This is a genomic window from bacterium, assembly GCA_024226335.1.
Taxonomy (GTDB): domain Bacteria; phylum Myxococcota_A; class UBA9160; order SZUA-336; family SZUA-336; genus JAAELY01.
Window position 1 is genome coordinate 40,995 of the sequence record JAAELY010000054.1, and the last position, 13,467, is coordinate 54,461.

Sequence of the window (13,467 nt, forward strand, 5' to 3'; positions counted from 1 at the left end):
AACCGGAGGAAGAACATGGCTTCGTCGCTGGAGAACTGGGGAGAAATCCTCAAGACCCAAAACCTCAGCTCAGAGCGTCAGATGGACCCGGTCAGCAAGTGGCTGCTGATCACGCGCGCAAGCGTCTTTCCCATGACGTTCATTTCTGGCGCGATCGGTGGACTCCTGGCGGTTTCGAGTGGCACCGGCGATGCCAGCTTCTTCTACTTCAGCGTCGCGCTGATCGGCATCGTCCTGGCCCACGCGGCCAATAATATGATCAACGACTATTTCGACCTGGAGCAGGGGGTCGATTCCGAAGACTACGTGCGCGGCCAGTACGCACCCCATCCGGTCCTCTCGGGCCTTCTCAGCAAGAAGGGTTTGTTGCTGGCCATAGCGGTCGTCAATCTTCTGGATCTCGCCATCATGCTGTACCTGTACAGCGCCCGCGGCTGGCCGATCGTTGTATTCTCGCTCGCCGGTCTGTTCATCAGCGTGTTCTACGTGGCGCCTCCACTCAAGCTCAAGCATCGCGGTCTGGGCGAACCCGGCGTGGCGATCGTCTGGGGACCGCTGATGATCGGCGGTACCTATTTTGCGACCGTCGGCGAGTTTCCTCTCTGGGTTCTGCTCGCGAGCCTTCCCTACTCGTTGCTCGTGATGGCCGTGCTCCTGGGCAAACACGTCGACAAGTTCGATGCGGATAAAGCCAAGGGCATCCACACCCTGCCGGTCGTATTGGGCAAGCAAAAGGCGCTCGCCTGGACACGCGGCCTGATGATCGCGTTTTTCGTGCTCACGACGGGGCTCGTGCTCCTGGGTGTCTTCGGCGTCTGGGGTCTGGTGGTATTGCTCGGCATCCCAAAGCTGCGCGAAGTGCTCGAGACCTTCTCGAAGCCCAGGCCCGACTCGCCGCCCGAGGACTATCCCATCTGGCCACTGTGGTACGTGGCGTGGGCGTTCCTGCTCACGCGCACCGCGGGCGGCCTGTTCGTCGCCGGTCTGGTGATCAACGCAATCTGGCCGTGGTACCTCTTCTAAGCCGGCCAGGAACGCTCGCTTGATAATTCGCTTGCTCGCCGGTGCGTTGATCGCGCTGGTGGTGCTCTATCCGACGCCGGATCGCGACGCGCTGATCGCACAGGCCGCGTCGCGCCTGCTCGAACGCGCTCGCGAGGCGCCGGACTCGCTATTCGTCGCACTCGACGAACTCGCCGAGCAGGAACGCTTCGCACTTGCGGAAGACTTGGATTCGCGCGCGAAGCGCGGTTTTCGCACCCAGTTGAACGTGCACAACGCTGCGCGTCGCGCGCGCGGGCTTCGCCCACTCGAGCTTCTGGAATCGGGAAGCGCGAAAATCAGCCTGGCCATCAGCCTGGCTGAAAGTGACGGTGCGCTGGAACTATCGGCTGAGCTCCGGGATGGAGGTCGGGTGCTGCGCAGTCTGCGCAACGGCCCGCAAGTACTACCAGACGCCCGCGCGCTTCTACCGCCTCTGCTGGCAATCGTCCTGGCCCTCGCCTTGCGGCGAGTTCTGGTCTCGCTTTTCGCCGGAGTCTGGTTGGGAGCGGTTCTATTGCGCGTGAGTGCCGGTTCGGCACTCGCCGCAAGCCTGCCACTCGGCTTCTGGGACGTGTTCGCGAAGTTCTTCGTCAACGAACTGGTTGATTCGTTTCGCATCGAGGTGATCGGCTTCGTGCTGGCCTTGTTGAGCATCGTCGGGATCGCGACGCGCGCCGGTGGAATCCAGGGGCTGGTCGAACGCGTGCTTCACTTCGCCCACTCCGTGCGCTCGACGTTGGCCGTGTCCTTTGCGATGGGTCTCTCGCTGTTCTTCGACGACTATGCGAACTGCCTGGTGGTGGGCAATGCCATGAGGCCCGTCACCGATCGCATGCGCATTTCGCGCGAGAAGCTGGCCTATATCGTCGACAGTACGGCGGCCCCCGTCGCCGGGCTGAGCCTGCTCTCCACCTGGATCGCGTTTGAAGTTTCGACCTACGCGGCCCAGCTTCCGGGTGCCGGTATTCACGAGAGCGCGTACGCGATCTTCTTTCTCTCGCTGCCGTTTCGCTTCTACTCGATCTTCGCGCTGAGCTTCGTGGCACTGGTGATCTGGACCGGGCGCGATTTCGGGCCGATGCTTACGGCCGAGCGGCGCGCGCGTACGACCGGACAGCTGGTGCGCCCTGGCGGCAAGCCGCTGGTCAGCGAGAGCGTCGCCCAGATCGAACCCAGTCCCGCGCTGCGTCCGCGCTCGCGCAATGCGTTGATCCCGATCGCCCTGGTGATCGTGCTGACATTCGAAGAGATCTTTCGCGCGGGCGGAGGATTCGCCGTCCTGGCCAGCGAGCCCGGCCAACTCGCCACACTCGAGGGCTGGACGCAGATTCTCTTTGCCGGAGGAGGAGCCGGTCCGCTGTTTCGCGCGGCCAGTGTCGCGCTCGTGGTCGGCGCCTGCCTGGTGGGCAGTCGCGTTCTGCGTGTGTCGGTCGCGCTCGCTGTACTGGCTGCCGCGCTCGGGGCGGGGGCTCTCGAAACCCGGCTCTCGGTTTTGCTACCGGAGGGGCTGGCGAGCTACGCCGCGCACGGCTTGATCTTCGGAATTGCCGCGACCGCCACAGCCTTCGCGGCCCGCGGCCTGACGACACCGGGCCCCCATCTGGCCTGGGGCGAAATCCGCGCCGCCGCGCTTTCGAGCACCAGCGCGCTGGGCTTCGCGATCGCGATCCTGTTCCTGGCCTGGATGATCGGAGCCGTCTGCGTCGAAATCGGCACCGCGGACTATCTGGTCGCACTCACCTCGGGAAACGTCGCACCCGGACTGATTCCCGTCCTGCTGTTCTTTGTCGCCTGTGTGGTCGCCTTCTCGACTGGAACGTCCTGGGGAACCATGTCGATCCTGCTCCCCAATGTGGTCGCATTGGCCGCCGCAGCCGGCGAGCAGCACGCCCTCGGTTCACTCGGCATGGTCACGATCTGCATCGGAGCGGTCCTGGAAGGCTCGATCTTCGGAGACCACTGCTCACCGATCTCCGACACGACTGTACTCTCCTCGATCGCAAGCGGAAGCGACCACATCGACCACGTGCGTACCCAACTCCCCTACGCACTGACCGTCGCCGTCCTGGCCCTGCTCGCCGGCTACCTGCCCTCGATCTGGCTCACCAGCTGGTCCTTCCCGATGGCTTTCGCCAGTGGGATGGCTCTGGCACTCGTCGTGTTGTTTGCAGCTGGGCGAAAAGCTTGAGTCGTGGCCCGACTGTTCCTAACCAGCCAGATCACTCCACCAGTTTGTAGCCGAAGGAGCGGACGGCCAGCAGGTAGCGGGGTTCGGAGGGATCGGGTTCCAGGAGTTTTCGCAGCCGGAGTACGAAGGTGTCGACCACTCGGGTCTTCGTTTCCCGGTGTAGTTCCCAGACTTCCTGAAGGATGTCTCCCCGACTCACGGCGTTGCCGCGGCGGGCCCAGAGCAGGGAGATCAGGGCGAGTTCCTTGGCCGTCAGATTGCTTCGTTGTCCGTGCCGTTCCAGTTCGAAGCGATCGGGGTGAATCGTCACATCGCCGATCGTGAACGGGCTTTCGCCGACGCTGTCATCGCTGCGGGCGGCCCGGCGCATCAGGGTGCGCACGCGCGCCAGCAGGACCGGCAGCGAGAACGGCTTGGTCAGATAGTCGTCGGCGCCCAGATCCAGACCCTGGACGACGTCGGCTTCCGCATCGCGCGCCGTCAGCATGAGCACCGGGACCTGGTTTTCGCTGGCGCGCAAGCGCTCGAGCACTTCGAAGCCCGAGATGCCCGGGAGCATGATATCGAGCAGTAGCAGATCGACGGGCGGGTCTTCGCCCACGCGTTCGAGGGCGGGTTCGCCCCGGTCGAAGCTCTCGACCTGATAGCCCTCGGCTTCCAGGTTGAAGGTGAGCACCCGGGCGAGGTGCTCCTCATCTTCAACCAGCAGGATGCGCGCGTCCATTCAACTGTCCTGGCAAGGTGACGATGAAGCGGCTGCCCAGGCCTTCGCCCTCACTTTCGGCGCGCACATTGCCGCCGTGCGAGCGCATCACGTTGCGCACGATGTACAGACCGAGTCCCAGGCCGCGCGGATTGCGCACCGCATCCTGCGAGAGTCGCTGGAAGCGCAAAAAGATGCGACCGAGCGCTGAGGCGGGGATCCCGAGTCCCTGGTCTTCGACTTCGATCTCGAGCTTGCGCGAAGAAAACGTGCGCACGCGCACATCGACACGCGTTTCCTCGCCCGCGTGGCGGATCGCGTTGTCGATCAGGTTTCGGAATGCGAAACGCAACTGCTCGACGTCTCCGCGCACCTGCGCACCTTTGGGAATATGTAGACGCACGGCTTGTTCTTCGAGTCCGTAGCGCTCGCGCGCGTCGGCCGCGCACTCAGCCAGGAGTTGCGTCAGGTCGACCTGCTTGCGCTTCACGCGTCGCACTTCGGAACGCGCCGCACCCAGGATCTGGTTGATCGTACGTTGGAGTCGGTCGAGGTCTTCGCTCATCACGCCCAGGAATTCTTCGCGCTTCTCTTCGTCGATCGAGCGCTGGCGCAGAGTGTCCAGGTAGAGCTGAAGTGAAGCCAGGGGCGTATGCAGTTCGTGCGTGACCGCATCGATGAAGTTCTGTTGGCGTTGGTTGGTGCGCATCTCGCGAACCAGCCACACGGTCTGAAGGATGACGGTCGTGATGATCGCGATGAAAAACAGCGAACCCAGGATGATCAGAAACCAGTGGATCGCCGTGAAACCGCCCGTGAAGGCCGCGGATTCCCGCGCGACCAGGATCTGCCAGCCCACGGTGAGTGAGATGGTGATCGCGACGAGTCCGACGGTCAGCCAGATCGGGACGGAAACACGTGGAGCGGCCATGCGCGCATAGTGTACGACGTGAGGCCTCCCGACTGCCAGACACTCTTCCGGAGGGCTGAGCAGGGCAGGCGGGTGCCCGGGCGCAGCGGCGATGCGGTTTTGGCGGGCGCTTTGGCGTAGGCTGGTGGCTGAGGAGGTGTTCGAGTTGAGACCCTTCGCGAGATCGGGCTTCGGAGTTCTGGGGTTGAGTGCCCGGCTGTATGTCGGGCTGTTTGTCGGCTTGTGCACGGGAAGCGCCTACGCCGATCTGGATGCTCCGGAAGAGCAGATTCGCGCGTCGCTGCAGGAGCGCAGCGCGGAGATGCAGTCACAGCTTCGGCATTGGGTCGGTCTGAACACGGGCAGCTTCAATCTCGCCGGACTCGAGCAGTTTTCGCGCGAACTGGAGCAACCCCTGGTCGACCTGGGCTTTGAAGTCGAGATCCGGCCGGGTCCGGAGATCGACTATCCCGGACGCGGCAAACTGCAGACCGCGCCGATCGTGCTGGCGCGGCGCGGATCGAGCGATCCCGAAGCGCTCCACCTCCTGCTCAACGGCCACTACGATACGGTCTTCGAACCCGACTCGGCGTTTACCGGCTATCGCATCGACGAGCGGCGCGCAGACCGCGCGATGGGTCCCGGCGTGTCGGACATGAAGGGCGGGCTGGTCGTCCTGATGCACACGTTGCGCGCGCTGGCCGATAGCGGCGATCTGGAGCGCATCCGCTGGACGGTGCTTCTGGTCGGCGACGAGGAAATCGGTTCGCTGGCCTCGCGCCCGATCATCGAAGAAATGGCGCGCAGCGCCGACTACGGATTCGTTTTCGAGAGTTCGCGCGAGAGCGGCGCCATGGTCCGTTCGCGCCGCGGCCTGGGCCAGTTCTTCATCACGGTGGAGGGGCGTGCCTCGCACGCCGGCAGTGCGCACGCCGAAGGTCGCAGCGCAATCCGGGAACTCGCCCACGAGATCCTGGCCATCGAGGCGCTCACCGACTACGACCGTGGCGTCACCTTGAACATCGGTACGGCCAACGGCGGCTCCAAGCGCAATATCGTTCCCGAGCGGGCCACGGCCTGGGTCGACGTGCGCTACGACGCGCCCGATCTCGGCGAGCAGGTGCGCGAGCGCCTCGAGGAAATCACCTCTCAGACGACGGTGGAGGGAACCCGGGCCGAGATCTGGGGGACCCTGCACCGCCCGCCCAAGATCGAAACAGAGGCCGTGCGCCGCCTGCTCAGCGCCCACGAGCAGGTGGCCGAAGACCTCGGCGCGCCCACCGCACGGGCGATCCACGCCGGGGGAGGCACCGACGGCTCGCTGATGGCGGGCGTCGGACTGGCCGTACTCGATTCGATGGGCTCGCGCGGTGGTTTCGCCCACACGGACCGGGAATTCGTGATCCTGAGCAGTCTGCCCGAGCGGGCGGCGCTCGCGGCACTGCTCTTCCGGCGCCTGCTTTACCTGGATGGGAGCGAGCGGTAAAGTTTCGTGTCCGTCTCCGGCGGTGATCGCTGGGTCCCGGCTGGTGGGGAGATCGTGAATCCGCCAGGTCCGGAAGGAAGCAACGGCAGCGTTTCGCTTCAGGTAGTCGGATCGGCCCAGCGATCACCGACGGAGATGGACGCAGCCTTGGAGTATGCCCCCCGATGAGTTACGAGGTTCTCGCACGACGCTGGCGGCCGCAGACCTTTGACGAGGTCTACGGTCAGAAGCACGTCACCACGGCCCTGGCCAATGCGATCCGTCTGGGTCGCATGCCCCATGCCCTTTTGCTGTGCGGACCGCGTGGCGTGGGCAAGACGACGCTGGCGCGCATTCTGGCGCGCGCCCTGAACTGCGACCAGGGACCGACCGAAAAACCCTGCGGCGAGTGCACGCCGTGCAAGGAGATCGCCGCCGGTACCTCGCTCGACGTGCAGGAAATCGACGCCGCCAGCAATACCGGTGTCGACAGCGTCCGCGAGGTGCGCGAGTCGATCCGCTACGCCGCCGCGCCCGGCAAGCACCGCATCTACGTGATCGACGAGGTGCATATGCTCTCGACTGCGGCCTTCAACGCCCTGTTGAAGACGCTCGAGGAGCCGCCGCCCGGCAGCCTGTTCGTGCTCGCGACCACCGACCCCCAGAAGATTCCCGCGACCGTGCTCTCGCGCGTGCAGCGCTTCGACCTCAAGCGCATCGGCCCCGCCGAAGTCCTCGAACGCCTGACCGAGATCGTCACGACCGACGCCATCCAGATTCCCGAGTCGGTTCTGCGCGCGCTCGTGCGCGAGGGCGACGGCAGTCTGCGCGACGCGCTCACACTGCTCGACCGTCTGTCGAGTGCGCTCGGCAATCAGATCGACGAGGCGGACGCCATGGCGATTCTCGATCTGATCGATCGACGCATCCTGGCCGACATCCTCGATCCGGTCCTGCAACAGGATCCCGCTGCGGCACTGCTCGCGGTGCGGCGTGCCTTCGACAAGGGGATCGAGCCGGCGCGTCTGGCGGCCGATCTTCTGGCCTCGTTGCGCGACCTGCTGGTGGCGCGTCTCGTCGACGATTCGCAGCCGCTGATCGACGTGGCTCCCGACGAACTGGAAGAACTCCGCACCCGCGCCAGACCTCACGAACCCGAGACGCTCCAGCGTCTGTTCCGCGTACTGCTTTCGCGCAACCAGGATTTGAATTTCGCACCGCGGCCCGAGCAGGTGCTCGAGATGGCGATCGTGCGACTCGCAACCCTGCCGAGTGCCCAGGCCCTGGGCTCGCTCATCCAGAGGCTCGAAGCGCTCGAGAATGGCGGGTCCGGTGGCTCGGATCCCGCGGGTCTGGATACGCGCGGCGGTGCTCCCAGGCGCGGCGGCCCAGGCCCGCGACGCAGCGGGGCTTCCGCATCGGCGAAGCCGGCGAACCCGCCGCCCAGCGCCCGAGCCGTGCCCGAGCCGCCTCGCGCGAGCGCTTCGTCCGGAATCTCAACTACCGAAATCGCAGAGTTCAAAACTGCAAAGTCCGGAGCCGCAGAGTCCGGAGCCGTAAAGGCGGAAATCGCAGAGCCCGAAATCGAAGAGATACCGATTCCGCAGGAACCGCCGCCGGACACGTACGCGGAGCCCGTGCCGATTGCCCCCCCCCTTCCGCGTCGCGATCCCGAGTTCGAAAGACGCCTGCGCCAGGAATCGAAGAGCCATCCTCTCGTATTGCAGATGATTGAGTCACTCGACGCGGAGCTGCGCGAAATCCGCACACCGCGCGCGCCTATAAGTGGAGATCCGTCGTGAGTCAGCCGCCGTTCGATATGAATCAGGTCATGAAACAGGCCCAGGAGATGGGCGGAAAGCTCAAGCGCCTGCAGGAAGAGCTCAAGCACCGGAGCGTCGACGTGACCGTCGGCGGCGGAATGGTCGAAGCGACCGTCAACGGTGCAATGGAACTCGTGAACCTGCGCATCGATCCCCAGGCCGTGGATCCGCGCGATGTCGAGATGTTGCAGGACCTGATCCGCGCCGCGGTCAATCAGGGCATGGTGCGCGCGAAAGAGATGATGCAGCAGGAGATGCAACAGTTGACGGGCATGCCTCCCGGTATGCTCGACGGCGTGCTCCCGGGTATGGGTGGCGGCGAGTGAGCGATCGCCAGCCCGGTCCGATCGAGCGCCTGGTCAAGGCCTTTCGACGTCTTCCGGGTGTCGGCGAGAAGACGGCGACGCGACTCGCGTATTTTCTGCTTTCGGCTCCCGCGAACGTTCCCGAAGAACTCGGCTCCGCCATCTTGCGACTGCGCAGCGAAGTGATGTTATGCGAGGAGTGCTTCAATCTGACTGCGAAGTCCCCTTGTGGCATCTGCAGTGACGTGTCGCGCTCCTCTCACGAGATCTGCGTGGTCGAGGAGCCGGCGGACCTGGCATCGATCGAAAGCTCCGGGGTGTTTCGCGGGCGCTTTCACGTGCTGGGTGGAACGATCTCGCCCATGGACGGCATTGGTCCGGAGGCGCTGCGCATTCAACCCCTGATCGAGCGCGTCGAACGCGGGGACGTCGAAGAGGTCATCCTCGCCACCAATCCCAATCCGGAAGGCGAGGCCACGGCGCTCTACGTGGCCGAGCAACTGCGCCGCTTTGGCGTGCAGGTCACGCGCATCGGCTACGGCATGCCGATCGGCGGCGATCTGGAGTACGTCGATTCGGTCACCGTGAGAAAATCACTCGAGAATCGCCGCCAGTTCAGCAGTTGAGCGTCAGCGGGCGACTCTCGCGCCCATCAACTGCCAGACAGACCCCCGACGCTCAAGATCCCGACCGGAGCGCCGATCAGGCATGGCGAATCGGCTCTTGTGCCCTTGGAAAGACCTCTGCTAGCATCGCTGCCAGGGGGGGGATTTCCAGAGCATTCTCGAAGTCTTACGGACGTCCGGCAGAACTCTGTCGGTCGCTGGACGACGGATGGGAAAAGCTCGGGGCCCCGGGGTTGATTCCGACTGCGCAATACGCGGTTGTTTGGGGGAACGGACCGGATGTCCATGCTGCCACAATTAGTTCTCTACGAGGAAGACCAGAACCGGCTCCTCGAGGTGACCGACCGTCTGGTCGAGGACGCCAACGCCAAGGCCGTCTTTCTGGTCGACAAGAACGGACAGCTCGTAGGTGAGTCCGGCGAACTCACGGGCATCGATACCGTGTCTCTCGCGTCGCTGGTGGCGGGCAATGTCGCCGCGACGTGCGGGCTGGCGAAGATTATCGGCGAGCCCGAGTTCCCGATCCATTTTCACCAGGGCGAACGCGACAATATGCACATGACCACGGTCGCGCAGCGCGTGATCCTGGTGGTGATTTTTGACGACCGCAGCTCGCTGGGTCTGGTGCGCTTACGCGTCAGACGCGCGGGTCAAAAGCTTTCACAGATCTTTGACGAAGTCTTCAAGAGGGCTGAAGCCGAGTTCGCAGATGACGGCCCAGCATCGCCTCTGACCGAGATCAGTGACGACGACATTGACAATTTGTTCTCGGACTGAATAACCCATGGCGTTTATCAATTATTCCGCGCGTGAGATCAACTGCAAGCTGGTGTACTACGGTCCCGGCCTTTGCGGGAAGACCACCAATCTGAAGGCGATCTACGAAAAGACCAGCCCGGACGCCAAGGGCAAGATGATTTCGCTCGCGACGGAAACCGAACGAACCCTGTTCTTCGACTTCCTGCCGCTCGCCCTCGGTGAGATTCGCGGTTTCAAGACGCGCTTCCACCTCTACACCGTTCCCGGACAGGTGTTCTACGACGCCAGTCGCAAGCTCATCCTGAAGGGCGCCGACGGTCTGGTCTTCGTGGCCGATAGCCAGGAAGAGCGTTTCGAAGCCAATATCGAATCACTCGAGAACATGAAGGCCAACCTCACCGAGCAGGGCTTCGACATCAACAAGATTCCCTGGGTGATCCAGTACAACAAACGGGATCTGCCCAACGCCGTCTCGGTCGAAGAACTCCGCGAAGTTCTCAACCCCGACGGCAAGATCCTGGATTTCGAAGCGGCGGCCCAGTCGGGCCAGGGAGTCTTCGAAACCCTGAAAGCACTGGCCAAGCTAGTGCTTCAGGAACTGCGCAAGGGCGGCCGCTAGGACCGACCGGGTCTTTCCCCTTTCCTTCGACGCTCGTTATTTGCTGCTCCGGGGGCGTTCGGAGCTCTTTGGCATCAATTTGAGCCGAGGAGTAGAATCCCGCGAATGCCGACCACCGAAAAACGCGGATTCCCCATCTACTACGAAAAGCACGGCGATGGCGCTGCCACTCCGTTGCTGATGATCATGGGGCTCGGCGGAACCTGTCAGGGCTGGAATGTGGTCACGGTTCCCGAGCTTTCCAAGGAACGCCCCTGTGTGATCTTGGACAATCGCGGTGCGGGTCGATCGGGCGATCCCGGTGGGGATTTTTCGACCGCCGACCTGGCCGAGGACGCGCTCTCGGTGCTCGACGAACTGGGCATCGCCAAGGCCCACGTGATGGGGGGCTTTCTCGGTGGGATGGTCGCCCAGGAACTCGCGATCGCGCATCCGGATCGCGTCGATCATCTGATCCTGATCGGTACGTATGCCCGGCCCGACGCGCGCCGCCGGGCGATCCTCGATCTGTGGAAGAGCATGGCCGAGTTCGGTGTTCCGGCCGAGCTGCGCGTCAAGAACCTGCTGTGCTGGACGGTCTCGAACACCACCATGGAACAGACGGATCTGATCGACCGTCTCCGGCGCCACTTCATCGAGGAAACGCATCTCGACGACAAGGTCTACGCGCGTCAGGCTCAGGCTTGTATTCAGCACGATGCACTGGAGCGCCTGGAGAGTATCCAGGCGCCTACGCTGGTGGTCTGCGGGGAGCAGGACATCCTGACTCCTGTCTCGCAGGCTCGGGAACTCGCCGATGGCATTCCCGACTCCCACCTGGTGCCGATTCCAGAAGCCGGACACCTGGTGGTCGCCGAGCTGGCACCGCGCGTGAACCGGCTGATCAGTCGCTTCGTCTCCGGTCAGTTCTCCTGATTTTCAGCCCGGCAGGTGATTCAGGTCTTCGGGTCGAGGCATGGCCGCGGCCGCTCCGCGCGCCAGCGTGGCGGCCGAACCCGCACGCAGCGCGAGATGCAACGCACTGCCCAGGTTTTCGCCGCGCGCCAGGCCCAGCGCCAGACCGCCGTTGAAGGCATCGCCCGCGCCCGTGGTGTCGACCGCTCGAACCCGTGGAGCCGGGATGTGCTCAAAGCCCGTCGCGTAGCTCCACACGCAACCGTTCTCGCCCAGCGTCACGATCACATCGCCCTGAGTTCGCTCGCGCAACTCGGCCCCGGCCCGCGCAGCGGATTCGATGTCGACCACTTCGATGCCCGACAGGGCCTGGGCTTCGCTTTCATTGGGCGTCAGCACGTCGACCTTGCGCAGCAGGGCGTCGTCGAGTTCGCGCGCTGGTGCGGGATCGAGCACGGTCGTGACGCGGTGTTGCGCGGCCAGGTCCAGGGCGCGATCGACCGCCTCGAGCGGGAGTTCGAGCTGCACCAGAAGCACGCCTGAAGCGCGGAAGATCGCCACGGCATCCTCGACGTGCGCGGGCGAAACCCGGTGATTGGCGCCGCCAATCGTGCCGATCATGTTCTCGCCGCTCTTTGCATCCACCCAGATCATGGCGACGCCGCAGCGCTCACCGTCCAGTGCCGTCACGTGATCGGTATCGATTCCGGCCTCGCGCAATGCGCCAAGCGGCACATCGGCGAAGACATCGTCTCCAATGCAGCCGATCATGTGCACCCGTCCACCCAGGCGGGCCGCCGCCACGGCCTGGTTGAGACCCTTGCCCCCGGGGCCGATCTCCAGGCTCTGCCCTCGGATCGTCTCGCCGGGCCGGGCCAGGCGGGGCAGTTCCATCGATATATCGACATTCAGGCTGCCGACGACCGCGATATCGCGCATGCCGAGGAGGTAGTCGGAACCAGCCGACTCGGCAAGCGTCGCTGGCCGGAAGGCTCGGTGGGGAGTACAAAGATCGGGTGAGTGCCCGCGCCGTCGAAGTTGCGATCCCCGTTCCCGTCGAGCAGACGTTCCGCTACGCGCTGCCCGAGGGAACCTCGGCCGAGCCCGGCGTGCGCGTGCTGGTTCCCTACGGCAGCCGGCGCCTGGTCGGGGTGGTCGTGGCAGGCGTCGAGCCACTGGCGTTTGGCGGTCGCAAGCTCAAATCGGTGCTGCAGATCCTGGACGCCGAGCCGGTCCTGCCCGCGCCGCTGATCGAGATCATTCTGCGGGCTGCCCGGGACGCGCTCTGCCCGCCGGGCACTGCGCTGGCCGCCGCGATTCCTCCGGGAACGGCGCCGCGTCCGGGTCGGCGCGTACAGCTCGAGTCTCCGGGGCGGCGCGCGCTGGAACGCGGCGAGGCGCGCGGAACCCTGGGCAAGGTGCTCTGGGCGCTGGGCAAGCGACCCCTGCCGGAGTCGACACTGCGCTCGCGATTTCCCGCGGCCGTGCCGGCGCTCGATCACCTGGAGCGTGTGGGTTGGGTCTCGCGCGAACTGGCGACCGAGCCCCCGCGTGTGAAGATGCGCACCGAGCGCGTCTACCGGATCGCCGACGGAGTCGACGTCGAGGCCGCGCGCGAAAATCTGCTCCGCGCACCCCGACGGCTGGAGATTTTCGAACAGTTGCTCGCCCAACCCGCACCTCTGCGCGCGAGTGCGGCACTGCGCGCGTTGCGCGAGGATTCGCTGGTCAGCTTCGACGAACGCGAGGTGATGCGCGGCGAACAATCGTCTCCGATGACGGCGCCCGAAGAGATTCCCGAGTTGACCCCACACCAGCGCGAAGCCGTCGCCGAGATCGTCACCGCGATCGACGAGCGCATGGACGACACCTTCCTTCTGTACGGCATCACGGGCAGCGGAAAGACCGAGGTGTATCTGCGCGCCACTCAGAAGGCGCTGGAATCCGAGCGTCAGTCGATCATCCTGGTGCCGGAGATCTCACTGACCCATCAACTGGTGGATCGCTTCCGCGCGCGCTTCGGCGATCGCGTCGCCGTCTTGCACAGTGGGCTCTCGGCGGGCGAGCGTTTCGACCAGTGGCGGCGCATCCGCGAGGGCAGTGTGCCGATCGCGATCGGTGCGCGCTCGGC

The 13,467-nt window shown here is 64.7% G+C and carries 13 protein-coding genes and 1 other RNA gene; 11 read left to right on the forward strand and 3 right to left on the reverse strand.

What is annotated here, in order from left to right; genetic code table 11:
* The first annotated feature begins 15 nt into the window (after positions 1 to 15).
* Together GY725_02785 and GY725_02790 are read left to right on the forward strand one after the other, a co-directional pair.
* A complete protein-coding gene (locus tag GY725_02785; GenBank protein ID MCP4003102.1) occupies positions 16 to 1,023 on the forward strand; it encodes a prenyltransferase in 1,008 nt (335 codons plus the stop codon).
* A 1,162-nt stretch (positions 1,024 to 2,185) separates the two neighbouring features.
* Positions 2,186 to 3,232 carry a hypothetical protein gene (locus GY725_02790; GenBank protein MCP4003103.1) on the forward strand — a complete coding sequence of 349 codons (1,047 nt, stop codon included), beginning with the start codon at positions 2,186 to 2,188 and terminating at the stop codon, positions 3,230 to 3,232.
* A 31-nt stretch (positions 3,233 to 3,263) separates the two neighbouring features.
* On the opposite strand, the gene GY725_02795 is transcribed toward GY725_02790, so the two are convergent.
* Positions 3,264 to 3,956: a response regulator transcription factor gene (locus tag GY725_02795; GenBank protein ID MCP4003104.1), complete on the reverse strand. Its 693-nt coding sequence runs from the start codon at positions 3,954 to 3,956 to the stop codon at positions 3,264 to 3,266.
* Positions 3,931 to 4,866 carry a sensor histidine kinase gene (locus GY725_02800; GenBank protein ID MCP4003105.1) on the reverse strand — a complete coding sequence of 312 codons (936 nt, stop codon included), beginning with the start codon at positions 4,864 to 4,866 and terminating at the stop codon, positions 3,931 to 3,933. The genes GY725_02795 and GY725_02800 overlap by 26 nt, the downstream gene beginning before the upstream one ends.
* A gap of 184 nt (positions 4,867 to 5,050) precedes the next feature.
* On the opposite strand from GY725_02800, the gene GY725_02805 reads away from it, so the two are divergent.
* The 8 genes from GY725_02805 (at position 5,051) to GY725_02840 (ending at position 11,357) form a co-directional block, all read left to right on the forward strand.
* A complete protein-coding gene (locus GY725_02805; protein ID MCP4003106.1) occupies positions 5,051 to 6,331 on the forward strand; it encodes a M20 family metallopeptidase in 1,281 nt (426 codons plus the stop codon).
* 27 nt (positions 6,332 to 6,358) lie between these two features.
* An RNA gene (ffs, locus tag GY725_02810) (signal recognition particle sRNA small type) lies at positions 6,359 to 6,456 on the forward strand.
* A gap of 39 nt (positions 6,457 to 6,495) precedes the next feature.
* Positions 6,496 to 8,112 carry a DNA polymerase III subunit gamma/tau gene (gene dnaX, locus GY725_02815; GenBank protein MCP4003107.1) on the forward strand — a complete coding sequence of 539 codons (1,617 nt, stop codon included), beginning with the start codon at positions 6,496 to 6,498 and terminating at the stop codon, positions 8,110 to 8,112.
* Between the two features lie 17 nt (positions 8,113 to 8,129).
* A complete protein-coding gene (locus GY725_02820) occupies positions 8,130 to 8,459 on the forward strand; it encodes a YbaB/EbfC family nucleoid-associated protein (GenBank protein ID MCP4003108.1) in 330 nt (109 codons plus the stop codon).
* Between the two features lie 20 nt (positions 8,460 to 8,479).
* The gene (gene recR / locus GY725_02825; protein MCP4003109.1) at positions 8,480 to 9,064 is read left to right on the forward strand and encodes a recombination protein RecR; all 585 of its coding nucleotides are present in this window, start codon (positions 8,480 to 8,482) and stop codon (positions 9,062 to 9,064) included.
* 285 nt (positions 9,065 to 9,349) lie between these two features.
* A complete protein-coding gene (locus tag GY725_02830; protein ID MCP4003110.1) occupies positions 9,350 to 9,841 on the forward strand; it encodes a roadblock/LC7 domain-containing protein in 492 nt (163 codons plus the stop codon).
* Positions 9,842 to 9,848: 7 nt separating this feature from the next.
* Positions 9,849 to 10,442 (forward strand): GTPase domain-containing protein, encoded by a 594-nt coding sequence (locus GY725_02835; GenBank protein MCP4003111.1) that lies wholly within the window; start codon positions 9,849 to 9,851, stop codon positions 10,440 to 10,442.
* Positions 10,443 to 10,547: 105 nt separating this feature from the next.
* On the forward strand, positions 10,548 to 11,357 hold the full coding sequence (locus GY725_02840; GenBank protein ID MCP4003112.1) for an alpha/beta fold hydrolase: 810 nt from the start codon (positions 10,548 to 10,550) through the stop codon (positions 11,355 to 11,357).
* A 3-nt stretch (positions 11,358 to 11,360) separates the two neighbouring features.
* On the opposite strand, the gene GY725_02845 is transcribed toward GY725_02840, so the two are convergent.
* The gene (locus GY725_02845; GenBank protein ID MCP4003113.1) at positions 11,361 to 12,230 is read right to left on the reverse strand and encodes a ribokinase; all 870 of its coding nucleotides are present in this window, start codon (positions 12,228 to 12,230) and stop codon (positions 11,361 to 11,363) included.
* 122 nt (positions 12,231 to 12,352) lie between these two features.
* Between GY725_02845 and GY725_02850 the strand changes: the two genes are divergently transcribed.
* A partial coding sequence (locus GY725_02850; GenBank protein ID MCP4003114.1) for a DEAD/DEAH box helicase family protein occupies positions 12,353 to 13,467 on the forward strand: 1,115 nt, incomplete at its 3' end.